At 61.6% G+C, this 24,906-nt stretch carries 21 protein-coding genes; 10 read left to right on the top strand and 11 right to left on the bottom strand.

Annotated features, from left to right (window positions below; translation table 11 throughout):
* Positions 1 to 11: 11 nt before the first annotated feature.
* The 6 genes from AC1DNK_RS17025 to AC1DNK_RS17000 all read right to left on the bottom strand — a co-directional run bounded on the left by AC1DNK_RS17025 (position 12) and on the right by AC1DNK_RS17000 (position 8,774).
* Positions 12 to 1,220, bottom strand: coding sequence for a glycosyltransferase family protein (locus AC1DNK_RS17025; RefSeq protein ID WP_477942287.1), 1,209 nt, complete (start codon positions 1,218 to 1,220; stop codon positions 12 to 14).
* A gap of 88 nt (positions 1,221 to 1,308) precedes the next feature.
* On the bottom strand, positions 1,309 to 2,481 hold the full coding sequence (locus AC1DNK_RS17020) for an ABC transporter permease (protein WP_162708505.1): 1,173 nt from the start codon (positions 2,479 to 2,481) through the stop codon (positions 1,309 to 1,311).
* Positions 2,481 to 3,479, bottom strand: a complete 999-nt coding sequence (locus tag AC1DNK_RS17015) for an ABC transporter permease (protein ID WP_477942285.1) — start codon at positions 3,477 to 3,479, stop codon at positions 2,481 to 2,483. The genes AC1DNK_RS17020 and AC1DNK_RS17015 overlap by 1 nt, the downstream gene beginning before the upstream one ends.
* Position 3,480: 1 nt before the next feature.
* The gene (locus AC1DNK_RS17010; protein WP_477942283.1) at positions 3,481 to 5,394 is read right to left on the bottom strand and encodes an ABC transporter substrate-binding protein; all 1,914 of its coding nucleotides are present in this window, start codon (positions 5,392 to 5,394) and stop codon (positions 3,481 to 3,483) included.
* Positions 5,388 to 7,286: an ABC transporter ATP-binding protein gene (locus tag AC1DNK_RS17005; protein WP_477942282.1), complete on the bottom strand. Its 1,899-nt coding sequence runs from the start codon at positions 7,284 to 7,286 to the stop codon at positions 5,388 to 5,390. The genes AC1DNK_RS17010 and AC1DNK_RS17005 overlap by 7 nt, the downstream gene beginning before the upstream one ends.
* A 144-nt stretch (positions 7,287 to 7,430) precedes the next feature.
* Positions 7,431 to 8,774, bottom strand: coding sequence for an adenylate/guanylate cyclase domain-containing protein (locus AC1DNK_RS17000; protein ID WP_112516534.1), 1,344 nt, complete (start codon positions 8,772 to 8,774; stop codon positions 7,431 to 7,433).
* A 415-nt stretch (positions 8,775 to 9,189) separates the two neighbouring features.
* Between AC1DNK_RS17000 and AC1DNK_RS16995 the strand changes: the two genes are divergently transcribed.
* Positions 9,190 to 10,560, top strand: coding sequence for a nucleotide sugar dehydrogenase (locus tag AC1DNK_RS16995; protein ID WP_477942280.1), 1,371 nt, complete (start codon positions 9,190 to 9,192; stop codon positions 10,558 to 10,560).
* 354 nt (positions 10,561 to 10,914) lie between these two features.
* A complete protein-coding gene (locus AC1DNK_RS16990; protein WP_112598448.1) occupies positions 10,915 to 11,745 on the top strand; it encodes an MBL fold metallo-hydrolase in 831 nt (276 codons plus the stop codon).
* On the opposite strand, the gene AC1DNK_RS16985 is transcribed toward AC1DNK_RS16990, so the two are convergent.
* Positions 11,742 to 12,494: a polysaccharide deacetylase family protein gene (locus AC1DNK_RS16985; RefSeq protein ID WP_477942279.1), complete on the bottom strand. Its 753-nt coding sequence runs from the start codon at positions 12,492 to 12,494 to the stop codon at positions 11,742 to 11,744. The two genes, AC1DNK_RS16990 and AC1DNK_RS16985, sit on opposite strands and share 4 nt — an antisense overlap.
* Positions 12,491 to 13,579, bottom strand: coding sequence for a glycosyltransferase family 4 protein (locus AC1DNK_RS16980; protein ID WP_477942509.1), 1,089 nt, complete (start codon positions 13,577 to 13,579; stop codon positions 12,491 to 12,493). Before AC1DNK_RS16980 ends, AC1DNK_RS16985 begins: the two co-directional genes overlap by 4 nt.
* A 193-nt stretch (positions 13,580 to 13,772) precedes the next feature.
* Here AC1DNK_RS16980 and AC1DNK_RS16975 point away from each other — a divergent pair, with 193 nt between their 5' ends.
* Positions 13,773 to 15,491, top strand: a complete 1,719-nt coding sequence (locus tag AC1DNK_RS16975; RefSeq protein WP_112386653.1) for an adenylate/guanylate cyclase domain-containing protein — start codon at positions 13,773 to 13,775, stop codon at positions 15,489 to 15,491.
* Entirely contained in the window at positions 15,491 to 16,369 is an 879-nt protein-coding gene (locus tag AC1DNK_RS16970; RefSeq protein ID WP_477942278.1) for an FkbM family methyltransferase, read from the top strand. Before AC1DNK_RS16975 ends, AC1DNK_RS16970 begins: the two co-directional genes overlap by 1 nt.
* Here the strand turns inward: AC1DNK_RS16970 and AC1DNK_RS16965 are convergent.
* The gene (locus AC1DNK_RS16965) at positions 16,366 to 17,271 is read right to left on the bottom strand and encodes an NAD(P)/FAD-dependent oxidoreductase (RefSeq protein ID WP_477942276.1); all 906 of its coding nucleotides are present in this window, start codon (positions 17,269 to 17,271) and stop codon (positions 16,366 to 16,368) included. The genes AC1DNK_RS16970 and AC1DNK_RS16965 overlap by 4 nt on opposite strands.
* 127 nt (positions 17,272 to 17,398) lie before the next feature.
* On the opposite strand from AC1DNK_RS16965, the gene AC1DNK_RS16960 reads away from it, so the two are divergent.
* Positions 17,399 to 17,863, top strand: coding sequence for an Rrf2 family transcriptional regulator (locus AC1DNK_RS16960; protein ID WP_477942275.1), 465 nt, complete (start codon positions 17,399 to 17,401; stop codon positions 17,861 to 17,863).
* Positions 17,864 to 17,866: 3 nt separating this feature from the next.
* Here the strand turns inward: AC1DNK_RS16960 and AC1DNK_RS16955 are convergent, their stop codons facing one another.
* Positions 17,867 to 18,346 carry a class I SAM-dependent methyltransferase gene (locus AC1DNK_RS16955; RefSeq protein ID WP_477942273.1) on the bottom strand — a complete coding sequence of 160 codons (480 nt, stop codon included), beginning with the start codon at positions 18,344 to 18,346 and terminating at the stop codon, positions 17,867 to 17,869.
* A 125-nt stretch (positions 18,347 to 18,471) separates the two neighbouring features.
* Here AC1DNK_RS16955 and AC1DNK_RS16950 point away from each other — a divergent pair, with 125 nt between their 5' ends.
* The 4 genes from AC1DNK_RS16950 (at position 18,472) to AC1DNK_RS16935 (ending at position 23,528) form a co-directional block, all read left to right on the top strand.
* A complete protein-coding gene (locus AC1DNK_RS16950) occupies positions 18,472 to 19,650 on the top strand; it encodes a DUF3095 domain-containing protein (protein WP_477942271.1) in 1,179 nt (392 codons plus the stop codon).
* A gap of 125 nt (positions 19,651 to 19,775) precedes the next feature.
* A complete protein-coding gene (locus AC1DNK_RS16945; RefSeq protein WP_112386658.1) occupies positions 19,776 to 20,885 on the top strand; it encodes an ABC transporter ATP-binding protein in 1,110 nt (369 codons plus the stop codon).
* Positions 20,878 to 21,837 (top strand): ABC transporter substrate-binding protein, encoded by a 960-nt coding sequence (locus AC1DNK_RS16940; protein ID WP_477942270.1) that lies wholly within the window; start codon positions 20,878 to 20,880, stop codon positions 21,835 to 21,837. The genes AC1DNK_RS16945 and AC1DNK_RS16940 overlap by 8 nt, the downstream gene beginning before the upstream one ends.
* Before the next feature lie 11 nt (positions 21,838 to 21,848).
* Entirely contained in the window at positions 21,849 to 23,528 is a 1,680-nt protein-coding gene (locus tag AC1DNK_RS16935) for an ABC transporter permease (RefSeq protein ID WP_477942269.1), read from the top strand.
* On the opposite strand, the gene AC1DNK_RS16930 is transcribed toward AC1DNK_RS16935, so the two are convergent.
* Entirely contained in the window at positions 23,525 to 24,292 is a 768-nt protein-coding gene (locus tag AC1DNK_RS16930) for an SDR family oxidoreductase (RefSeq protein ID WP_477942267.1), read from the bottom strand. The two genes, AC1DNK_RS16935 and AC1DNK_RS16930, sit on opposite strands and share 4 nt — an antisense overlap.
* Before the next feature lie 116 nt (positions 24,293 to 24,408).
* Between AC1DNK_RS16930 and AC1DNK_RS16925 the strand changes: the two genes are divergently transcribed.
* The gene (locus AC1DNK_RS16925; RefSeq protein WP_477942265.1) at positions 24,409 to 24,906 is read left to right on the top strand and encodes a GNAT family N-acetyltransferase; all 498 of its coding nucleotides are present in this window, start codon (positions 24,409 to 24,411) and stop codon (positions 24,904 to 24,906) included.

Genomic DNA, 24,906 nt, shown 5'->3' with positions numbered 1-24,906 from the left:
GGTCGGTGTCTTCACTCTGCGCCGACGAGGGAGAGATGACGGCCGCGATTGTCGAGCCAGCGGCCAACGGTCTGCGAGATGTGATCGAGCCCTTCAAGCCGCATGGTACAGCCGCTCTGCGACGGCGGCTGGCGGTATGGCAGCTGCTTCAGGGCTTCGGCCATAATGGCAGGATTGGCGGACTGATCCGGCAGCAGCATATCGACGAGGCCGAGTTCGCTGGCGCGCTGTGCCCGCAGCAACTGCTCCTCACGCGGCTTGACGCGCGGCACGATCAGCGCCGGCTTGTCGAAGGAGAGGATCTCGCAATAGGTATTGTAGCCGCCCATGGCGACCACGCCCGTTGCTCCCTCGATCAGTTCTTCCATGTGATTGTCGAATTCGATGACCTCGATGGACGGGATCTTTTCGCCCTTCTTTACGAGCTTCGTGCGCTCAGCGGCCGGCATATAGGGGCCGAGCACGACCAGCGCCTTCAATTGAAGGGTCGGATCCTGCTCGTAGGCGTTCATCACGTCATGGACGAGATCGGAGCCGTCGCCGCCGCCGCCCGTCGTGACGAGAATGTATTTTTCCTTCGGCGTGTTCACCGACTTCTTGCTCTTCGAAACGCTGCGCTGCAGGAAGCCGACGAAATCCATCTTGCGTCGGACATTGGCGGGAACATCGAGGCCGACCAGCGGATCGTAGAAGTCCGGCGGGCCATAGACCCAGACACTGTCGTAATACTGGTCGATCTTCTGCATGATGCCGTTACGCTTCCACTCGGCATCGAGCAGGTGCGGCGCATCCATGATCTCGCGCAGACCAAGTACCAGCGTCGTGCCGCGCGCTTTCAGATAGGCGAGCGTATCCTCGACTTCACCCTTCAGACCCATGGGCTCCTTGTCGACGATGAAGATGTCGGGCTGGAAGGTCTCGGCGGTATGGCGAATGCTGGATTCGCGCATCTTCAGCGTATCCTGCAGATCGATATGGCTCGCCATCGACGTATATTCGCCGTTGCGCAGTTTGATCACGCTCGGGATCTTCACGAAATCGACGCGAGCTCGGTAATCGAAGGCGCCGGCGATCGTGGCGCCCGAGATGATCAGGATGTTGAGGCCGCGATAGTCTTCGACCAGCGCATGGGCGATCGTTCTACAGCGGCGCAGATGGCCGAGACCGAACGTGTCGTGGCTGTACATGAGGATACGTGCATCTTCAACACGTCTGGCCATGGAGAGTACCTCTGGGGCGAATGACATAGTTCACCCCCGTTTGCCGGAGGCCAAGAGACAGCGGGCCGATGATCCGCTGGGCTTGTTGTTATTTGTAGGGATCTGCGGCATCGCGCAACCCGTCTCCCAGAAAGTTGAAGGCAAGAATGACAAGAACCACCGGAATTATCGGGAACAGAAGCCACGGGTAGAAAGCGATGACACTGACGCTTTTCGCTTCGGTGAGCAAGATCCCCCAGCTGGTGATCGGTGGCCGAAGGCCAAGGCCGAGGAAGGACAGCGCCGTTTCGCCAAGGATCATTCCGGGGATGGAAATCGTTGCAGAAGCAATGAGATGCGACATAAAACCGGGGACCAGATGGCGGCCGATGATGCGCGGCGTGCTGGCGCCCATCAACTGTGCGGCCTGCACATAATCTTCTTCGCGAAGCGCCAGAAGCTTGGATCTGACGGCACGTGCCAGCCCGGTCCAGTCGATGATACCGAGGATTACGGTGATGCCGAAATAGATAACGATCGGGCTCCAGGTCACCGGCATGATGGCGGCAAGCGCCATCCAGAGCGGCAAGCTCGGCAGCGATTGCAGCACCTCGATCATGCGCTGGACGAGCAGGTCGAAGACGCCGCCGCGATAGCCGGCGAGACCGCCGATGACGATGCCGAGCACGAAGCTGATGGTAATGCCGATGAGGCCGATGGTCAGCGAGATGCGTGCGCCGTAGAGGATACGCGACAGCACGTCGCGGCCGAGACGGTCGGTGCCGAGCAGATACATCTGGCCGCCTTCGGCCGGGCAGACGAGGTGCCGTCTGGATTCGAACAGACCCCAGAAACGATAGGCATCGCCGCTGCAGAAGAAGCGGATCGGCTGAATGTCATCGGGTTTCTCTGTGTAAATGCGTCGCAGCGTGTCGATATCGAGCCGCATCGAGCGGCCATAGACGAAGGGACCGATGAACTCGCCCTTGTCGAAGAAATGTACCCGCTGCGGCGGCGAATGGATGTAGTCGACATTGCGGCTATGCAGGCCGTAGGGCGCCAGGAATTCGACGATCAGGATCGCGAAATAGACTAGTGCGAGGAAGATGCCGGAAATCAGCGCCAGGCGGTGCTGCTTGAACTTCCACCACATCAGCTGCTTCTGCGACGCGAGATGAATGCGCGACTGCGCAGAGGTCATCGTCTCCTGCGCCTGCGGATCGAACGGCGTGGTCGAGACAAAGTGCTCCAGGGGGGCGCCTGGTGGCGGCAAGGGCGACATTATTTGGTGCTCCTGCCTTGCAAGCGGATGCGGGGATCGAGGAAGCCGAGAGCGATATCCGAGATCAGCACGCCGATAACGTTCAGGAAGGCGAGGAACATCAGGAACGAACCGGCCAGGTACATGTCCTGGCTCTGCAGCGCCTTGACCAGCATCGGCCCGGTCGTTTCGAGCGACAGCACGATAGCGACGATCTCGGCGCCCGAGATGATCGACGGCAGGATCGAGCCGATATCGGCAACGAAGAAGTTGAGTGCCATGCGCAGCGGGTATTTGATCAGCGCCCGGGTCGGGTGCAGGCCTTTGGCACGCGCCGTCGTTACATATTGCTTCTGCATCTCGTCGAGCAGATTGGCGCGCAGGCGGCGGATCATGCCCGCTGTTCCCGCGGTGCCGACGATGATCACCGGGATCCAGAGATGCGCCAGAATCGACTTTGCCTTCTCCGAGCTCATCGGCTCGTTCAGATATTGCTGGTCCATGAGATGGCCGATGGAGAGGCCGAACCAGACATTGGCGAAATACATCAGGATCAGCGCCAGCATGAAATTCGGGATGGCGATGCCGAGCAGACCGAAGAAGGTCAGTCCGTAGTCGCCCCAGCTATACTGATGGGTGGCCGAATAGATGCCGATCGGGAAGGCGATCAGCCAGGTGACGAGGATGGTGGTGAAGGAGACGAGGATCGTCAACCACAACCGGTCGCCGACGACATCAGAGACTGGTAGCTGATATTCGAACGAGTAGCCGAAATCGCCGTGCAGCATGCCGCCGACCCAGTAGAAATAGCGGACGACCTCTGGCTTGTCGAAACCGTACTGCTTCCGGAGTTCTTCGATCTCCTGAAGGTTGGCGGCTTCGCCCTGGGCGCGCAGCTCGGCGATCTGGCTTTCGAAGAAGTCGCCCGGCGGCAGCTCGATGATGGTGAAGACGAGAGCCGAGATCACGAACAGCGTCGGCACCATGGCGGCGATGCGCCAGAGGATATATCTCAGCATCTCACGCCTCCTTCAGCCAGAATGCGTCAGGCATGTAGATGCCGAGGAAGGAGGTCGGGTCGAAGCCGTAGAGCGCCCGTTCCGGAACGTTCTGCATCTTCTTCGAGATCAGGATCGGCTGCAGCGCACCGTTGATCAGGCCGATCGAGAAGACCTGCTGGGTATAGAGCGCCAGCATCTCGTGCCAGATCTCCTCCCGTTTCTTGAAGTCGGCGGTCGCTCCCCACTGGTTCAGCAGATCGACGAGCTGCACGACCTCGGGGATATCAGGCGCACTGCCTTCCTGGCCGGCCGAGAGGTAGTACATGCCCCAGATCGGCCATTGCAACTGATCGTCTACGGTCGGTGCAAGCTGTACCGGCGCCATGTCGGCGGTCGGCACGCCGTTCTCGATGCCGAACCAGATCGCCATCATGATCGAGCCGCTCATCGCGCGGCTTCTGAAGATGTCACGCTGCGAGGTACGGGTGTAGAGCGCGATGCCGATCGTGCGGAAGTGATCGCGCACGAGTTCCAGCACATCGGTGTCGAGCGTGCTTTCGCCGGGCGTCTCGACGGTGATCTCGGCACGCCGCCCGTCCGGCAGAAGGCGGATATCCTCTTCGTCGCGATTGGTCAGGCCGAGTTCGTCGAGCAGCTTGTTCGCCTGATCGACATTATGCTGGATGAAGGCGTCGGCATATTCCTGCTTGAAGAGCGGGCTGTCGGGCAAAACGGTATCGGCGCTCGGCGTGCCAAGCCCATAAAACGCCACCATATTGATCTCGTGGCGGTCGATCGCCAGCGACAGCGCCCGGCGGAAGCGAACGTCGCGGAACAGCTTGCGCCAGACCTCGTCGGCGCAGTTGAGGTTCGGCAGCAGCGCAACGCGCGAGCCGCGGGCCTGCTTCCAGAGATTGACCTTCACCGGGAAGCGCTGCTCGGCTTCCTTCAGGAAGGTATAGTCGTTGAAATCGATGCCGGTTGCCTGCAGGTCGGATTCGCCCGCGCCCGCCTTGGCGGCGATGATCGACGACGAGCTGACATTCAGGATGAAGCGGTCGATATAGGGCAGCTGCACGCCGTTCTCATCGACACGGTGGAAAAAGGCGTTGCGGTCGAAGATGAACTGATCGGCCGGCGGCTTGGTCATGACCTTCCAGGGATCGAGCGTCGGCAGATCAGGGTTCTCGGGACGCGAGGCGCGCGACATCTTGATGTGCAGGTCGGCCCACTTCTTGACCCGGTTTTCCTTCATCAGCGCCGATAGGCGGAAATCGTCCTGATACTTCTTGTGGAACTGTTTCAGGTAATGCGCCGGCCCGAAGATGACGAGCGGCAGCGGACCGGCGAGTGCCGGCAGGAAGCTTGGGTTCGGCTTTTCCCAGGTGTAGCGAACGATGAGGTCGTCGAGCACCTCGAACTTCGGCAGGTCGCCGTGCGGACGCAACTCCAGCGCACCGCCACCCGGGGTCGCTTCCTTGTTGAGGATGACATCCTCCCACCAGTAGCGGAAGTCATCGACCGTAAACGGCTTGCCATCCGACCACTTGTGATCTTCGCGAAGGTGGAAGGTGAAGATGCGATCGTCTTCTGTCGTGTAGCCGCCGAGAATGTCCGGCTGGAACTGCAGGTGCTTGTCGTAACCGATCAGCCTCGAATAGCCATAGACGGTCATGTAGCGCACGTCGCGCGGGCCGCCGATGATGGTCTTGACCTGGCCGCCATAGGTGCCAGGCGCCAGGCCCGCTTCCTTCATGTTGATGATGCGCGGATGCTTCGGCAGCCGCTGCGCCATGGGCGGAATGGCATCGGCGCGCAGCTGGTCGCGCAGGAATTCCGGCTCGATGTCGCGGTCATCGGATGCGGCGCGGACAAGGGTAGGCGCAACCGTTGCGCCGATCATGCCGCCGAGGAAGGTGCGACGCGTTACCATGCGCGCAGCTCCTTGACGTCGGCACCCTTTCGGGCGCGCACGAAATGGCCTTCGCCGAGATCGGCATAGGCAAGCTCGGAAGCGTCGTCATGCTCGGCGGTGAAGGTCAGGCCCCAGTTCTGCTTGTCGGCAGCACCATTTTTGCGCAACGCTTCGAAATCGAGCGGCCGGTCGAGATCGGGGAAGGGGACGGCGGCCAGCAGAGACTTGGTGTAGGGATGAACCGGATCGCGCAGGATGATTTCGCGCGGTGCGATCTCGACGATGCGCCCCTTGCACATGACGGCGATGCGGTCGGCCATATAGTCCACCACTGCGAGATTATGCGAGATGAACAGGTAGGTCAGCCCGAGTTCCTTCTGCAGGTCCTTCAAGAGGTTGAGAATCTGCGCCTGAACCGAGACGTCGAGCGCCGAAACCGGCTCGTCGAGAATGACGAGCTTGGGACCGAGCGCAAGCGCACGGGCGATACCGATGCGCTGGCGCTGGCCGCCGGAAAAACTGTGCGGATAGCGGCTCAGATAGCGGCGGTCGAGGCCGATGGCGCCCATCAGCGCTTCGACCTTACGCTTGCGCTCCTCGCTGTCGCCGCGGTCGTGAATCTCGAGCGGCTCGCTGAGAATATTGCGCACCGTCATGCGCGGTGAGAGTGATGAGACCGGATCCTGAAACACCATCTGGATCTTGGTGCGCAGCTCCTGCAGCTCGTCGCCCTTGACGGTCAGAACGTCGATGACTTCCTTGCCGTCGTTGAAGATCACCGAACCGCTATCCGGTGTGATCGCCCGCATCAGGATCTTGCTGACGGTGGTCTTGCCGCATCCGGATTCGCCGACGAGACCCAGGCACTCGCCGCGCCTGATGTCGAAGCTGACGTCATCGACGGCGCGCAGCACGGATTTTTCGCCCTGGCCGAAAAGGCCGCGCTTGCGGATCGCATAGGTTTTCGAGAGATTGTTGACCGACAGCAGCACCTTCGGCGCGTCGTGATCGACGGACGACTTCTTCTTGCCGATCAGCGATTCGAGATTGACCGGCACGTCGCGTAGCGCCTTCAGCCGTTCGCCGGGCTTCATGTCGAAATGCGGGACCGCGGCCATCAGGCCCTTGAGATAGGGATGCTGCGGGTTGCGGAAGATTTCCTTGACCGGCCCGGCTTCCATGATCTCGCCATGATAGATGACGACCACTTCGTCGGCCATGTTGGCGACGACGCCGAGATCGTGGGTGATCAAGAGCATCGCCATACCGAGCTTGTGCTGCAGGTCGCGCAGGAGTTCCAAGATCTGCGCCTGGATCGTCACGTCGAGCGCCGTCGTCGGTTCGTCGGCTATCAGCAGCGCCGGCCGGCAGATCAGCGCCATGGCGATCATCGCGCGCTGGCGCATGCCGCCAGAAAGCTCGAACGAGTACATGTCGTAGGTGCGTTTCGGATTGGCGAAGCCGACGAGGCCAAGCATCTCCTCGGTCTTCTCGCGCGCTTCCTTCTTGTCGGCGTCGGTGTGGATCAGCAGCGACTCGCTGATCTGGTTCCCAACCGTATGGAGCGGTGAAAGCGAGGTCATAGGCTCCTGAAAGATCGTCGCCATGCGCTTGCCGCGCAGATCGCGCATCTGCTCGCTGTCGCGGCCATATTGCAGAATATCGGTGGTCTTGCCGTCGAGGGGATCGGTGAACAGGATTTTGCCCGTCGCCTTGGCCGGCGTCGGTAGAATGCCCATGATCGATTGACTGATGACGGATTTTCCGGAGCCGGATTCACCGACAAGTGCGGTGACCTTACCCGGTAGGATACGTAGCCCGGCGTCTTTTACGACACGCAGCTTGTCCCCGAAAACCGAGAATGAGACGTCGAGATTCTCGATACGCAACAAGTCGGACGCGGACGCCATACCAATGATATTCCCCAGTCTTATTCTGTTCCCGTTAAGGCACACTAGCCTACCGTAAGCGGGGTGTCCAGTTTATGACAGCTTTGGAGAATTTGGCGCTTTAGCGCTGATATTCAAGCAAAAATCGGCCTCTTTGAGTGCCGCTTACTGAACGAACCTTTCAACCATCGGACGCTTCTCCTGCTTCTTCGCGTCACGATGCAGCAGGATCACCTGTTCGGCTTCGGACAGGCCATTCTGGGCGACGTCCTGGAAGGTTCCGCCATCGGCGAGCGGCGGCGGCGTGATGCGCGGCTGCAGCACGGTGACTTTCTGGCGGATGCCGCGCAGCTTTTCCTCGCCGAGCGTCGTCCATTCGCCGCCGCAATAGCCGGCGAAGGCCTGGCTGGCGACGACCTCGCGATTATACTTCTTGGTCAGCGACTGCAGGCGCTGGACTTCGTTGACGGCCGAACCGAAGGCCGAGAACGTCAACCGGTCCTTGAGGCCGACATTGCCGAACATGACGTTGCCGATATGCAGCCCGATGCCGTAGCGCACCGGGCTCATGTTTTTTCCGGCGCGCTCATTGTTAAGCTCGGCAACACGCGACTGTGCCTGATGGACGGCCGATAGTGCTGCCTGTGCAGCAATTTTCGAGGGGTCCTTGTGGCGGCCGCACGGATAGACGGCGAGAAAGCCGTCGCCGAGGAAGCTCAGGATCTCGCCGCCATTGCGGTTGAAGGGTGCAGCGATCGCGTCGAAGAACTCGTTCAGCGTATCGATATAGGCCTGGCGGCCTTCCTTTTCGGCGAACATCGTCGATTGCCGCATGTCACCCATGACGAGGGCCGCACGGATCGTCTCGCCGTCGCCGCGGCGAATTTGGCCGTTCAGCACCCGCTTGCCGGCATCGCCGCCGAGATAGGTGGTCAGCATGTTGTTGGCGAGCTTGCCGAGCACCGCCATCTTGGCCGCGACCGCCAGATGATTCTGCATGCGCAGCAGCGCTTCGATCATGTCGTCGGAAAAGCCGGAATGCGCATCCGTCGACCACGAGCCCATCATGCCCTGGACCGAGCCATCGCCGAACGGCTGCACGAAAGCGAGATAGTCGGTGATCTTCTCCTTGCGGAGGTCGTCGAAGATCGGGAATTCTGCCGGTCCTTCCTGGCTCATCCGGCGGCGGATATGCTGCAGGTTGTTGTCGAGCAGGTAGTAATAGGGGCTCTGCAGGAAACGATCCGGCTTGGCGCCTGCCGAATGCCGGTAGCCCTCGATCGTGACGCCACTCGAGCGCCGCCAGGTGAAGCTCAGCGCATCATAAAGCGGATGCAGCATGGAAAAGGTCAGGTGAACGCGGGCGATCGGCAGACCGGCAGCGGCGATGCGCTCGCAGAAACCGCGAACGATATTCTCCAGATCATCCCCGGCCAGCGAAGAATTGGTCAGCCATTCGGCGACGCGGTCCAGAAGAATGGAGGACACGCTGGATTCGATCGTGCTCATTTTTGGTATTATCCTCATCAAGCACGTCCGTTCCTGAAAGCGACGAAAAACCTGCCTGCAGCGCGGTCACGCGCAGGGCGGGGGTCAAGATGGACGAGCGGTATTATTGTGTCAACGATCTGCCGAAGACCCGGCAAACCTACCTGTCAGAGCCCGAAAAGAGCGAGGACGGGTGTCCTTTCTGGTGGTTCATTATCTCATTTAAATAGGCATTTGGCGGGTTCGAAACAATGGTATCCGGATAATTTTCTGCCTCCGGTTTCGATGTCTGCGGCCAGCGAGTCTTTTCGGCCACAGTGCAAAAGAGGTGCGTTGCGATTACGGCTTGTATCGGGCGACGCCGATCACGACCGCTTCACCATCCTGTCAGGCAGAAGGCGGGTTTAAATCATTGCGATCTTGCATTATCTCACCCATGACTTTCCTCGTCAGAAGAGACCCCGTCTTGGCCACCTCACAGACATCAGCCGCCCTTTCCGCAAAGATCAGCGATCGCACCGCCCGCGCCGGCATCATCGGCCTCGGCTATGTCGGCCTGCCGCTCGCGATGGCGATCGCCCGCAGCGGCTTTCCGGTCACCGGTTTCGACATCGATCCGAAGAAGATCGTCGCGCTTGATGCGCGGAAATCCTACATCGATGCGGTGACCGATGTGGCTCTCGCCGCTGAGATCGAGGCACACCGCTTTTCGGCAACCACCGATTTTGCCGGGCTGAAAGCCTGCGATGTCATCGTCATCTGCGTGCCGACGCCCCTGACCAAGCACCGGGATCCGGATCTTTCCTATGTCGAGGCGACGTCGCGCGCCATTGCCGAACACCTGCGACCGGGCCAGCTGGTCGTGCTGGAATCGACCACCTATCCGGGGACAACCGACGACGTCGTCAAAGTAATCCTCGAAAAGACCGGTTTGAAGTCGGGCGCCGATTTCTTCATCGGCTTTTCTCCGGAGCGCGAAGACCCCGGCAACCAGCATTACAACACGGCGACCATTCCCAAAGTCGTCGCGGGTGACGGGCCGGATGCGCTGGAGCTGATGAAGAGCTTCTACGGGGCGGCCGTCTCGACAGTCGTCCCTGTCTCGTCGAATGCGACCGCTGAAGCCGTCAAGCTGACGGAGAACATCTTCCGCTCGGTCAATATCGCGCTCGTCAATGAACTGAAGACCGTTTACGCAGCCATGGGTATCGACGTCTGGGAAGTGATCGACGCCGCCAAGACCAAGCCGTTCGGCTATATGCCGTTCTATCCCGGTCCCGGTCTCGGCGGGCACTGCATTCCGATCGACCCCTTCTATCTGACCTGGAAATCCCGCGAATACGAGCTTCCGACCCGTTTCATCGAGTTGGCGGGCGAGATCAATTCCGCAATGCCGCGCTATGTGGTCGGAAAGCTTGCCGAGGCGCTCGATATCCGCGCCGGCAAGGCGCTGAGCCGCAGCAAGGTGCTGGTGATCGGTCTCGCCTACAAGAAGAACGTCGCCGATATTCGCGAGAGCCCGTCGCTCAGGCTGATCGAGATCATCGAGGAGCGCGGCGGCAAGGCCGACTACAGCGATCCTTTCGTGGCCGAAATCCCGCCGACGCGCGAATACCAGGCGCTGAAGGGCCGTAAGTCCGTTGAGATCAGCACCGAGACGCTTGCGGACTATGATGTGGTTCTTATCGCCACCGATCACGACGCGGTTGACTACGGCGTGCTGGCTGAGAGCGCGCCTCTGATCGTCGATACACGCAATGTATTCGCGCGCCTCGGCCTGGCTGGCGATCACATCATCAAGGCGTGATCGCAGGGTGCTTGGCCCGGTGCCTATTCTTTCCGGCGCCGAGACCAGTCCGGTGTAGACGAAGCTCGCATTAGGCGCCAATTTGCAATTTGCGACATTAGAACCCATCTAATGTCAGGAAACACGGATCCGTTCTCCGCCATTTGCAGGCCCGGCCGCTTCCGTTTACCGAAAACAAACCATATCCAGTTGCAATCCAAGGCGAAAACCGCTTGCTTAGGAAAATCTACTTGTTCTGCCTGTAGCGGTAGGCGGATTGGTAAGGAAACGGCATGTCCGTAGCATGGTGCTCTTCGCAACCAGATCAGTTTGTGGTTACGATCGCATCCACGGGAACGTCCGATCGACGAAAGAATGAGCAAAGAACTATTTCAGGTTAAGTTTTGGGGCGTCCGGGGCAGCATCCCGGTTTCGGGACCCGAGTTCGATCACTATGGTGGCAACACCACGTGCATCGAAATCCGTTGCGGCGCCCACCGTATGATTTTCGACGCTGGCTCCGGCCTGCGCGAAGCCGGGCTCGCGATGCTCAACGAGAGCGTCAGCGACGTCGATCTATTTTTCAGCCACTGCCACTATGACCACATCATCGGTCTGCCCTTCTTCAAGGCCATCTATTACCCGTCGATCCACCTGAACATCTGGTCAGGACATCTGGACGGAAAGATGACCACCAAGGAGATGGTCAACCAGTTCATCAGTCCGCCCTGGTTCCCGGTGAAGACCGACATCTGCCAGGCAACGATGGATTTCCGCGATTTCCACGCCGGCGAAGTCCTGTCGCCGCGCGACGGCATCAAGATCAAGACCTACATGCTGAACCATCCGGGCGGCGCCATTGGCTACCGTATCGAATGGGGTGGCCGGTCCGTTGCGCTGATCTTCGATATCGAGCACATCCCGGGTTCTTACGATCCGGTGTCGCTGGAGATGATGAAGGACGCCGATCTGGCGATCTACGACTGCACCTACAACGAAGACGAGATGCAGCGCTTCAAGGGCTTCGGTCACTCGACCTGGCAGCACGGCGTCGAGTTGGCCAAGATGGCGGGCACGAAGCAATTCGCGCTTTTCCATCACGCCCCGTCGCGTACCGACCAGCAGCTCGGCCAGATGGAGCGTGAGGCGCAGGCCGCTTTCCCGGCATCCTTTGCCGCCCGCGACAATCAGGTTATCGATATCTAGGTCTTGAGCAAGCTGGCGGCGGGCGTCCAGGCGACCGCCTTGATCCCGGCTGTCTCCCTGAACAGCGCATCGCAGAAATTCCAGGCTGCGGCGTCATGGACGAGATGGTGCGTCAGAAGACCGATCGGCTCGTCGCTGCCCTCGAAGCGGCTTTGCAGCTCGGCGACCAGTTCTGCAATCAGCTCTTCTTCCGGCCGCCCGCCGCGGGTACCATGCCAATCCATGATATCGACATGGGTGTTCAGGATGCCGATCGGCTGATCCGGCGCGGCTTGTCCATAGGTGGAAAGGCTCTCGAAGCCGAGTGCGGAAAGCTTCGGGATCAGCGCATCGTCGATCCGGTTCCAGGGCGGCACCAGCATCGGCACGAAAGACGTCTCGTGAAGCTGCTTCAGATTGAGGAAGCCGTGATAGAGCTCGCCAAGCACCGCCTCGGCCAGGCGATGGCTGCCAAGCTCCTGCTTCTTCTCCTCCGCCGGGGCGTGATTTTGATGCGCCCAGCCATGAACTGCGACGGCTGCATTCTTCTCGTTGGCCAGACGCCGCGACAGCGCCGGTCCGGTCTTCGCCGGCACAACGGCAAGCGTCAGAGGGACGTCATAGCGATTGGCGAGGCCTAGCAGTCTGTCGAGCGCGTCGGTCGGTTCGATCGCATCGTCATCGCGCCACCAGAAGGCCGCGGTGCGACCCGCGGCAGTCCACCGCGCCAACTCGCCGCGAAGGGGTTCCCAGGCCATATTGCCGCTCATCGCTTCACTCCTGCATAGGTCTTCAAGATATCGTCGAGGGCCGCTGCCGCGGTGGCGATCGACCGCTCTTCGAGAACGAACCGGCGCGCTTCGGCCCCCATCTTACGCTGTTTCTCCGGGCGCTCCAGCAGCTCACGGATTGCGCCAGCATAGGCCGCCACGTCGCCTTCAGGTGTCAATACGCCGGTGGAGCCGTTGCCGATCACCGCCGGGACACCCGCGGTATCCTGGGCGACGGCGGGAAGCCCGGCGGCCTGCGCCTCCAGATAGGCCAGGCCATAGGCCTCACCGCAACCCGGCCAGACATATATCGCAGACTGCTTCAGCAGCGCGGCAATATCTTCCGGGCTGCGCTCACCGCACCATTCGACGCGTCCGGGTTCGAAACCGGCAAACAGCGCTTCGGCAGCATGCCTTTCAGGACCGTCACCGGCGATCGCCAGTGTCCAGGCCGTATCGCGGATCTGATGCAAGGCGGCAGCAAGCATCGCATAGCTTTGCATCTTGTCGCCCGGGCGCATCATCGCAACCGCGATCAACTGCGTTGGATCGGCAACCGTGCCGGGCTCTGCATAGAGCACCGGATCGATGAATGGCTGGATCGAGGCCATGCGTGCCTCGGGAATCGCCCGCTCGACACCGGCGCGGTCCCGCGCCGTCATCGCGATGTTAACCGCCGCCTGCCGGATAGCGCTGGCGACCAGCGCCTGGGACGGCTGCCAGGGGCCTTGATCACGCTTCGGCGAATAGGATGCCTCGACCGTCACATAGGGAATGTCGAGTTCACCGCAAAGGACGGGACCGAACGGATCCGGCGATTTGTAATAGGGGTGGTAGCAAAACCAGAGGTCCGGCTTAGCGCCGGCAGCAAACTCTGCCCGCAGCCACTGCAATTCGCTCTGGCGGCCCTCTTCCAGGAGCGCTGCGGCCTCCGGTGTTGCGGCGAAATTCCGGAAGCTGGAGACGAGTTCGACCTCATGGCCTGCCAGATCGAGCGCGCGCATCAGAAGCCTGCCCATCAGCCGGTCGCCGGAGGGGACCGGATGACCGGGAGACTTCAACGGCGCGTAAAAGGCAATCTTCATCACCGAGCGCTCGCCGAGACAGAGCGTTTCCAATTCCCGATCCAGCCCGCGGCGAAATTCTGCGCTATGGTCCGCTTCCTTAAGAGTTGCTGATAAACATATAGAATGTGATCGCAGTTGAAGAAGACGGCATTCCGCTTCTCTTCGAACATCTCTATTGCATAAGAGATTCGATCTTCAAGAACGGGAATGAATGGCCGCCGTCGCAGACACAAGCATTTTCACGGAGCGGAACATCCGGCGTGCCCGGCTGGGCGCCGGGCTGATCATGTTCCTGTTCGTGACGCTGCATCTGTCGAACCATGCGCTCGGGCTGATTTCGGTCGGAGCCGCCGAGGATGGCCGCCGGCTGTTCATGATGCTGTGGCGCAACCCGGTCGGGACGGTTGCTCTTTATGGCGCCATCCTCACCCACATGACGCTGGCGCTGCGCTCGCTTTATATCCGGCGCAGCCTCGTTATGCCGAAGGGTGAGCTGGCGCAGATCGCTCTCGGCCTGGCCATCCCGTTGATCATCATGGACCATGTGATCGGCACGCGCATCGTCCACGAGCTGTTTCACTACTCCGACAACTACGAAACGATCGTCAGTCTGTTGTGGATCAATTCGCCGAGTTCGGGTGTGCGCCAGGCGCTTGCGGTCGTCGTCGTCTGGACTCACGGATGCATCGGCCTGCATTTCTGGCTGCGCTATCGCCCGTGGTATCAGGCTTTTTCGCCGTTGCTTCTGGCTTTGGCAATCCTGCTTCCAGTGCTCGCCCTTCTCGGCTTCGCCGAAATGGGCCGGACGATCGCCGAGCCTGCCTATGAGGGTCTCGTCGATACCGGCCATTATCTGCAGAACCTGAACCGCCGCTACTATTCCGACCCGGAAGCGCAAAGGCAGATCGCCTTGATCCGCGCCGGTCTCTACAGCAGCTTTTCGCTGGCGCTGCTCTCGGTCGTCCTCGCCCGCAGCCTGCGCAAATGGAAGGAAGCCACCGATCAGATTGCTGTCCACTACCCGGCTGGCGAGACGATCCATGTGCCGCGCGGCTTCACCGTGCTGGAGGCGAGCCGTCTTGGCGGCTTGCCGCATTACTCTGTCTGCGGCGGCAAGGGGCAGTGTTCCACTTGCCGCGTCCAGATCCTCAGCGACTACGAGAGCCTGCCGCCACCCGACAAGATGGAACAGACGACGCTCCGGCGGATCAATGCCGCCCCGGATGTCCGGCTTGCCTGCCAGCTGCGGCCGAACCATGACCTGACCGTCGTGCCGCTGCTGATCCCGGCAACGGAGGCGACTCTACCTGCCAACACGCAGGAAACGAGCCCCGGCCGCGAGCGGGATATCGCGGTACTCTTCTGCGACATGCGCAATTTCACGGCGCTGACGGAGCCCCGTCTTCCCTTCGATATCGTCTTCCTGTTGAACCGCTATTTCGCGCTGGTCGGCAAGGCTGTCGAGCAGGCCGGCGGCCGTGTCGACAAGTTCATTGGCGACGGCGCCATGGCTCTGTTCGGCATCAACACCTCGCCGGAAGAGGGCTGCAGGCAGGCGCTGAAGGCGGCAGCGACCATCGCCGAAGAGATCGAGAAGCTTGGCCATGAGCTGGCCGAGGAGCTGTCGATCCCGCTGCAGATCGCTATCGGCATCCACACCGGTCCGGCGGTCGTCGGTACGATGGGATACGGCCGCGTCCGCAGCCTGACCGCCGTCGGCGATACCGTCAACGTCGCCAGCCGCCTGGAACATGCCGCCAAGGAATTCGACGCGGCGATCGTCATTTCCGAACCGGTTGCCGAGCGCGCCGGCGCCGACATGACGGGTATCGAGAGCCACGAGATCAACGTCCGCGGCCGGGCGCTGCCGCTGAAGGTCTTCGTGATTCCCAAGGACAAGGCGGCGCTGCCGCTGCAAGGAAAAGCCTGATGGCCGCCAATGCGCTGCTGACGCAGAAATACTGGATGAAGCGGCTCCGCAAGATGCGCAATGCCGCCGCTGCCCGCTTCTTCGATACCCGCTTCGGCCGCCGTCTTTTGATCGAAAGCATCGGACCGCGAGTGCTGACGATGACCGTCGATGCCGGAGACCACCGCATGACCTTTTCGCCATCCGACTATATCGGCCGCAAGGTCTTCCGGAAGGGGCATTTCGATCGTGATCATGTCGACCGGCTGCTGGCCGTGCTCCGGGAGCGCGGCCTATCGCGCAAGGACAGCGTGCTGCTGGAACTCGGCGGCAATATCGGCACGCAGACCGTCTATTTCGCGCTGAGCGGCGCCTATTCCCGCATCGTCAGCGTCGAGCCGGATCCGCGCAACTTTCCCCTGCTGCAGACGAATATCCGCCAGAACCGGCTGGACGGGATCGTCACACCGGTCAATTGCGCCGCAGGAGAGACGGCAGGTGAGATCGACTTCTTCATGAATGCCGCCAATCACGGCAAGAGCAGCGCGATCAGGCAGAGCCCGTCCGATACCAGGATCAGCGTTCCCGTCCGCCCGGTCGCGGCAATCCTTGGCGATCTCGGCCTCGAACAGAGCGCCGTCGGTCTGGTCTGGATGGATATCGAGGGATACGAGCCCGTCGCCTGCCGCTCGATGACCGAGCTGATGAAGCGGCGCGTGCCCCTCTACATGGAGTTCACGCCGCTTTTTTACGGCCCGGAACAGACCCGCGATTTCATCGCCACCCTGGCCTCCTTCTACGAGAACTGCCTCGTGTTTTTCGAGGAGGGCGAGCAGCAGATGAAAGTGCGCGAGATGCCCGGCGGGATCGATCAGTACGACGTGCTGTTTCTACCCTAATGCGCCATACCCAGCGCCAGCGACTGGTGGCAATGGACGCCGGCAAGCACGCCGGAGGCTGAGGCCAGTGTGGCGTTGTGCATCGGGTTCGTCGCGTCGCCTGCGGCATAGACGCCTTTCACTGTGGTTTCCTTGCGCTCATCGAGACGAATGACAGGGCCAAGCGGTGCATCATCGAATTCGCAGCCGAGCTGTTCGGCAAGCGGGGTGGCCATCGATACTTTGGGCGCGACGAAGATCGCTGAGAGCGGCAGGACACGGCCATCCTCAAGCCTGACAGCCTCGAGATCCGGCGCGGTGCCGAGGAATTCGACGATCGGGCTGCTTTCGACGCGAACCTGACGGGCCGCCAGTTGCGCCAGCTGCTCCTGATCAGGCTCGACGAGCCCCTGCGAGAAATAGGTGGCCGGACCCCAATCCGGGATCAGCAGCGCTGCGTGGATCGAGAAGGGGTGGCTGCCGAGCACGCCGAGCGCACGGTCGCGCACCTCGTATCCGTGGCAATAAGGGCAATGAAGCGCCGAGCGGCCCCAACGCTCTGCAAGGCCCGGAATATCCGGCAGCGTATCCTTGACGCCTGTCGCCAGCAGCAACCGGTCGGCGCTGAACTGCCGTCCATCCGCCAGCGCCACATTGAATCCGCCACCGGTCTTTTCGGCCGCGGTCGCTTCCCCATCGGCGAAGCTTACCGTCGGATAGGCGGAAAGCTGACGCTTGCCTTCCTGCATGATCGCAACCGGGGCCACGCCGTCCTGGCCGAGAAACCCGTGCGATGCCTCGGCGAAGCGATTGCGCGGACGCCCGGCATCGATCAGCAGGATGCGGCGGCGGGCACGGGCAAGCTGCATGGCGGCGGAGAGCCCTGAAAAATTGCCGCCGATGACGATTGCCTCGTAATGCATGATGTCGCTCCTTTTCGTATTTCACGCACCTACATAAGTTACGTGATATGGCCCGTCAAGCCTTACGTCACTTGTGTTGTTACGAATGGCATGGGATAGTGCGGAGCAGACGCTTACGAGGATCACGATGAGAAGTGACAGCCGCCTGTCCCGCATGCTGCATGTGCTGATCCACATGGACCGGCATCAGAAACCGGTGACATCCGAAATGATCGCCGGGATGCTGAGCACCAATCCTGTTGTCGTCCGCCGCACCATGGCGGGGCTCAGGGATCAGGGATATGTGCGCTCGGAAAAGGGCCATCACGGCGGCTGGACGCTGGTCAAGCCACTGGCCGAGATCGCCCTGCTCGATGTCTACCAGGCGATCGGCGAGCCGGAGCTGTTCGCCATCGGCCCGGCATCCGATCATCCGGAATGTCTGGTCGAGCAGGCGGTCAACAATGCCGTCGGCGATACCTTGCGGGAGGCCGAGGCGCTGATCCTCTCCCGGCTGAAAGCGGTGACGCTTGGCGATCTCGCCGGCGAATTCGAGCGCCGCTATGCGAAGCTCGGCGCGTCCGGCCCGATGCCGGAGATCTGCAGCGACTGAACGCTATGTACGGCGGTAGAGGAAATAACGCCCGGATTTGATGCCGTCAGGCAGCGGCAGGGGTTCAAGCTCCGGCCGGTCGAGCGGCAGGCCGGAGACGGCAATGCCGCCGGAGCGCAGAACGCCGGCCATCAGCTGCGGCAGCCAGGTCAGGGTCACGGCATCGATATCGTCGTGACCGGTGCCGATATCGGCATGCGCAAGCGCCGCGTTGACGCCGAGAAAACGCTGCCCCGTCTCGCGGATATCGCCGGTCACCATATCTTCGGCGGGCGGCGTCGAGGCGGAATAGGAACGGACCTCGCGGTCGAAGGCGATGATGCGGCGGCCGGCGAAAATCTCGCGCAGATGGTCGTAAGTTCGCCCGTTGCCGAGACCGAATTCGATGACCGGACCCTCAAGCGGCCCGACCAGACCGACGATCGAATTCAAGATATCGCGCTGAGCCGTCAGGCGGCGGATGAAGCTGTCGAGGCGGCTCATCTATGTCCTTGTCCGTCATTCATTTTTATCTTGCGGTGCTATCACACGAAACTGTGCGAAGTCGATTGCCGTAACTCCTGAAATGGCGTTGCCGCCGCTACAACTGTCTGTGATAAGGTCGGATCATGAGCGCCGCTTCCAACGATAAGTTCTTTGCTTCCGTGCCGGTCTTTGCCGAGTTCAAGGGTGTGGCCGATACTGGCAATTACCGCCCCCTGCCCGAGGGATGGATCCTGGCGCTGGCCGACATCGTCGGCTCCACCAGGGCGATCGGTGACGGGCGCTACAAGGACGTCAACATGGCGGGCGCCTCGGTGATTTCCGCCGTGCTGAACGCTGTCGGAAAAGGTGATTTTCCCTTCGTCTTCGGCGGCGATGGCGCGATGATCGCCCTGCCTGCATCGCATGAGGATGCTGCCCGCGCGGCCCTTGCCGCAGTCCAGGTCTGGGTGAGGGAAGACCTCGGCCTCGACCTGCGGACCGCGATCGTTCCCGTTGCCGATATCCGCAAGGAAGGGCTGGATGTGCGCGTTGCCCGCTATTCGGCAAGCCCCTACGTGACCTACGCCATGTTTGCCGGCGGGGGCAACAGTTGGGCCGAAAAGCAGATGAAATCGGGACGCTACGGCGTTGCCGCAGCCCCCGCGGGCACCCGGCCGGATTTGGCCGGTCTCTCCTGCCGCTGGAACCCGATCGAGGCCGAGAACGGGGAAATCGTCTCGATCATCGCCGTTCCCGGTGAAGCGGGCTCCGGTCCGGAGTTCCAGTCGCTGGTCACCGCCATCGTCGCCATCTCGTCGGAACAAGGCCGCGGCGGCCATCCAGTGCCTGCAGACGGCCCGGACCTGTCTTTCTCGAGGAAGGGCATCGAGCGCGAGGCCAAGGCAACCGCGGCGGCTGGCAGGCAATGGCGCCAAAAACTGTTCATCATGCTGCAGCTGGCACTGACCGTGATTTTCTTCAAGCTGGGCATCCCCTTCGGCAGGTTCGACGCGCATCAATACAAGCGCGACGTCGCCGGAAATTCCGATTTCCGCAAATTCGACGACGGACTGAAAATGACGATCGATGTCGATAGCGCGCGGTTCGAGCGGATCGAAGCCCTGCTCAAGGAGGCGCAGAGCAAGGGGATCGCCCGTTACGGCCTGCACCGGCAGGATTCGGCGCTGATGACCTGTTTCGTGCCGACGCCGATGTCGCGCGACCACATCCATTTCATCGACGGCGCCAGCGGCGGCTATGCGGTCGCCGCCAGCAAGATATCGGGCAAGACATTGGGACCGATCGAATTGCTGGATCGCTGACCACCGGACCTCGCGTCCAAGAGCGCATCAACCCATTGTCATGAAACTGAAATCGAACTGTCGCAAAGCTGTCATCCGGCCTGCCTAAATGTCGCCGTAATTTCTGAAGCGACATCCGGTTCCCCATGAACGCCCCCGCAATTCCGTCGAATACCGCCGTTTCCGCGGCCGGGCTCGAATTGAGCTATGGGCAGACGCGCATCCTCAAGGGGATCGACATCTCTCTTCGCAAGGGTGAGACACTGGCGCTGCTTGGCCCATCAGGCTGCGGCAAGACCACGCTGCTCAGGCTTGTCGCCGGCCTGCTGGCGCCGACGAGGGGCCATATCGCCATTACCGGGCAGCGCGTTGCAGGCGAGGGCACCTTCGTGCCTCCGGAGCGCCGCGGGCTGGGCATGGTCTTCCAAGATTATGCGCTCTGGCCACATCTGACGGTTGGCGGCAATGTCTCGTTTCCGCTTGAAATGCGCGGCGTCGGAAAGGCCGAGCGCCGGGAGCGGACGATGCGGGCGCTGGACAAGGTCGGGCTTGCAGCCTTTGCCGACCGCCGTCCGAGCGATCTTTCCGGCGGCCAGCAGCAGCGCGTGGCGATCGCCCGTGCCATCGTTGCCGAGCCGCAGCTGATCCTTTTCGATGAGCCGCTTTCGAACCTCGATCGCGAGCTGCGCGAAAACATGGTCGGTGAGCTTGCTGATCTGATTGCGACATTGGGGCTGACGGCGATCTACGTCACCCACGATCACAGCGAGGCGCTGACGCTTGCCGATCACGTTGCGGTGATGCGCGGCGGGCTGATCGAGCAGCTTGCTTCACCCGATATGCTGATCGAGCGCCCTGCGACGCCTGAGGTTGCCGACTTCCTGCGGCTCGGCTGTCTGGCCGATATCGAGCGCCGCGGTGCGATCTGGTTTTTCAAGGACAGCGATGTGGCGTTGATGCCGGCCGAAGAGGCGGCGGCGCGCAGCGCCCGCATCCTGATCCCGACCGCCGGGATTTCCGCATCTGGAGACGCCCCCGATCGTCTGAGCGCCGAAGTGCTGCGTTCGCAGTTTCGCGGCGACGGCCATCTGGCCACGGTTTCGCTCGCCGGGTTGCCTGGCGTCGAGCTGCAGGTGCTCAGCCGTCTCAAGCTGCGCCCCGGCGAACGCATAGGCCTTGCCGTCGATCCCACGCAGATCCGCTTTTTTGAACAGACTGCCGATAATTCAAAACAGGAGAGACTAGAAAATGTTTAAGTCTTTGAAGAGTGTCACTTTTGGCGTGGTTGCCGCCGCGCTTATGGCGGGCGTCGCCCATGCCGACGTCACCGTTTACACCGCTGGCCCGCAGAGCCTGATCGACAAGCTGTCGGCTGGCTTCACGGCCCAGACGGGCGTCAAGGTCAATGTTTTCCAGGCAACGACCGGCAAGGTCATGGCCCGCATCGAAGCCGAAGCTGCAAACCCGGTCGTCGACGTCGTCATCTCGGCGTCCTGGGATACGGCAAACGATTTTGCCAAACGCGGCTGGCTCGTCAACTATGCCAGCCCGAACGCTGCCAAGGTGCCTGATTTCTTGAAGTCGGAAGGCGCCGTGGCGCAGGGTATCTCGGCTCTCGGCATCGTCTGGAACTCGAAGAGCGGCACGCCAAAGCCGTCCGAATGGGCCGATCTCGCGAAGCCTGAATACAAGGACCTCGTCAACATTCCGGATCCGGCGCAGTCTGGCTCGTCCTTCGAGCTGACCGCTGCTCTCGGCGGCCAGGACGACTGGAAGCTCTTCAAGGATCTGAAGGCCAACGGCGCCATCATTGCCGGTGCCAATGCCGATGCCCTCAACCCGGTTCTGCAGGGTGCCAAGGCCGTTGTCTTCGGCGCAGTCGATTACATCGCGCTTGCCGCCCAGAAGAAGGGCGAGAATATCGAAGTCGTGTTCCCGGCCTCGGGCACCGTCATCGCGCCGCGCCCAGCCATGATCATGAACTGGTCCAAGAACCAGGACGACGCCAAGAAGTTCATCGACTACATGCTCTCGGACGAAGGCCAGAAGCTGGTTGCCGGTGAGATGCTGATGCCGTCGCGCACCGATATTCCGGCTGCCCGCCCGCTGATCGGCGATCTGAAGCTCCTGAAGTACGATACGGCCGCCGTCTACGGCAAGCGCAAGGAAACGCTGAAGTCCTTCGCCGAACTCTACGGCGCCAAGTAAGGTCTGACGAGATGAAAGCGAACGGCATCGGCGGCACGGCTCCGACCGCCTGGCTGGCAACAGCGGGTCTCATCCTCGTCGTTGCCGTTCCCTTCATCGCCGTCGTCCTGCAAGGCATCTTTCCCGAACTCGGACGGGGCTCGTTTGCGAACCCCTTCTCCTCGCTCTACGCGACGCTTGCCGATAGCTCGCTGATCCGAATGGGCGGCAATACCATCCTGCTCGGCGCCTGCGTCGTCCTGGCTTCGGCGCTCGTTGCCGTGCCGCTCGGCGTCTTTCGCGCCCTCTACCGCATCCCCTTCGCGACGTTCTGGGATGTGGTGCTCCTCGTCCCCTTCATGATCCCGCCCTATATCGCCACACTCGGCTGGATCATGACGCTGCAGCCGCGCGGCTATCTCGAACAGCTCGCCGGTTTCAACCTGGCGCCCTATCTCTTTTCGCTGTTCGGCATGACCGTCGTCATGGCCTTTAACACTTTTCCGGTTGTCTATTTCGCGGTGTCGCGCACCGTCGAGGCTGTCGGCGCCCGTTATGCCGATGTCGGCCGTGTCTTCGGCGCCAGCCCGGCGCGCGCCTTCTGGCGCATCACCCTGCCGCTCTCCGCACCCGGCCTGACGGCCAGCCTGATGCTCGTCTTCGCCGCAGCGATCGAAGAATACGGCACGCCCGCGGCACTTGGCCGCCGGGCCGGTTTCCAAGTGCTGGTGACGGGCATCGACCTGCGCGTCACCGACTGGCCGATCGATCTGCCGGGCGCTGCGATCCTCTCGCTGGTGCTCGTCGCCATGTCGCTCGCCACTTTCCTGCTGCAGCGCTGGATTCTGGCACGCCGTTCCTACCAGACGGTCGGCGGCAAGCCGACCGCCAAGGACAAGCGGCCGCTCGGCGCGCTGAAAGTTCCGGTCATGATCGGCTTTGCCGTTATCGCTTTCCTGGCGACAGGCGTGCCGCTCCTGGCGATCCTGGCGACGGCGCTGGCGCGCACCATTTCCGGCGGTCTTGCGCTCGACAATGTCAACCTCGACAATTTCATCGCCGTCTTCAGCAACAGTGCCGGTGCCGTCACCGCGCTGATCAACAGTTTCTCGCTCGGCATCGGCACGGCTGTTATCACCGGCCTCGTCGGCGTCACTGCCGCCTATACCGTCGTGAAGACGAAGATGCGGGGCCGGATGGCGATCTATATCATGACCATTCTGCCGAACGCGCTGCCCGGCATCGTCGTCGCTGTCGGCCTGATCCTCGCCTGGAACATGCCGGGCCTGCCGTTCACGCCCTACAATACCGGCTTCATCCTGCTGCTCGCCTATTGCTGCATCCTGCTGCCGCAGCCTGTGCGCTACACAGCAGCCGCCTTCCAGCAGATCGGTGACAATCTGGAAGCCGCCGCCCGCGTCTGCGGCGCCAGCGGCGTCATGGCCTTCCGGCGCATTCTGCTGCCGCTGGTCTTCCCGAGCCTTGCCTCTTCGATGCTTCTGGTCTTCGCGCTGGCCTCGCGCGAGCTCGTCGCCTCGGTCGTCGTCGCGCCGGTCGGCATGCAGACGATCGCCACCTTCATCTGGCGGCAGTTCGAGCAGGGTTCGATCGGCCTTGGCATGGCCATGGCCTTCATCGCCATCTGCATCACCACGCTGCTGCCGCTCATCCTGATGCGGCTGATGCGGCGCGGAAATATCGCCGCCGACTAGAGACTGGTGGTGATCCCGCCATCGACCATCAGCATATGGCCGTTGACGAAGGACGAAGCCTCCGAGGACAGGAATACCGCAGCACCCACCAGCTCCTCGACATTACCCCAGCGCCCGGCAGGCGTGCGACCCTCCAGCCAGCTGGAAAATTTCGGATCATCGACTAGCGCCTGGTTCAGCGGCGTCTTGAAATATCCGGGCGCAATCGCGTTCACCTGCAGACCGTGCTTGGCCCAATCCGTCGCCATGCCGCGCGTCAGATTCTTTACCGCACCTTTGGTCGCGGTATAGGGCGCAATGCTCGGGCGGGCGAGCTCGGCCTGAACAGAGGCGATGTTGATGATCTTGCCGCGCCCGCGGCTAATCATCGCCTTGGCGACCGGCTGGCTGACATAGAAGACGCTGGAGACATTGGTCTTGAAGATCTCGTCCCACTTCTCGACCGGAAAATCCTCGAGCGGCGTGCGAAACTGCATGCCGGCATTGTTGATAAGGATATCGATCGGCCCGATTTCCTCTTCGATATAGGCGATGCCACCGCGCGCCGCCTGAGCATCCGTCACGTCGAAGGCGGCGCTCAGCGCATGATGACCCTTGCCCCGGATCACCTCCGCCGCTTCCGAAGCCTTGCTGGCATTGCGGCCGTTGATGACGACAGACGCCCCATGCTCGGCCAGCCCGAGTGCCAGCGCATAGCCGATGCCCTGGCTTGAGCCGGTGATCAGCGCACGTTTTCCGGTGAGGTCGAATAGGGGAAAGGACAAGCGGGATACTCCTCGTTGGCCTGCGATCAAAGAGGAGTCGGCTCGCCAATGCAAGCCGCGGCTTTGACGCAAGTGAGGCTATTTGCTACCCGATTTGCTGTCATTGGAGGACAGCGATGAAGCCTCGCGAAGAAACCGCAGCCGATATTCCGCTCATCCGGGCGCTGATAACCCGTGCCTTTGCGCCGATGGCATTTAGCAGCCAGACGGAGGCGGCGATTGTCGACGCCTTGCGCGACCGCGGTAAGCTCAGTGTCTCACTGATTGCCGAAGATGAAGGGAATGTTGTCGGCCATGTTGCATTCTCTCCAGTAGCGATCGATGGCGCCGATCTCGGCTGGTACGGGCTCGGCCCTATCGCCGTTGCACCGGAATGGCAGGGGCAGGGAATTGGGCGCGCGCTTATGGACGCGGGCCTGGCGGCAATCCGGGCGCTTGGCGCCAGGGGTTGCGTGCTGCTTGGTGATTCGGCTTTCTACAGCCGCTTCGGCTTCCAGGCAGATTCGAAACTAACGTTTCCGGGCGTCCCGGCTGAATATTTTCAGGCAATGACATTCAGCGGGGAGACGCCGTCGGGCGAGGTGACCTACGACGAGGGCTTTTCCGCGAGCTGA

The organism is Rhizobium sp. 01N424, assembly GCF_056399485.1.
This window is presented reverse-complemented; position numbering and strand designations above follow the sequence as displayed.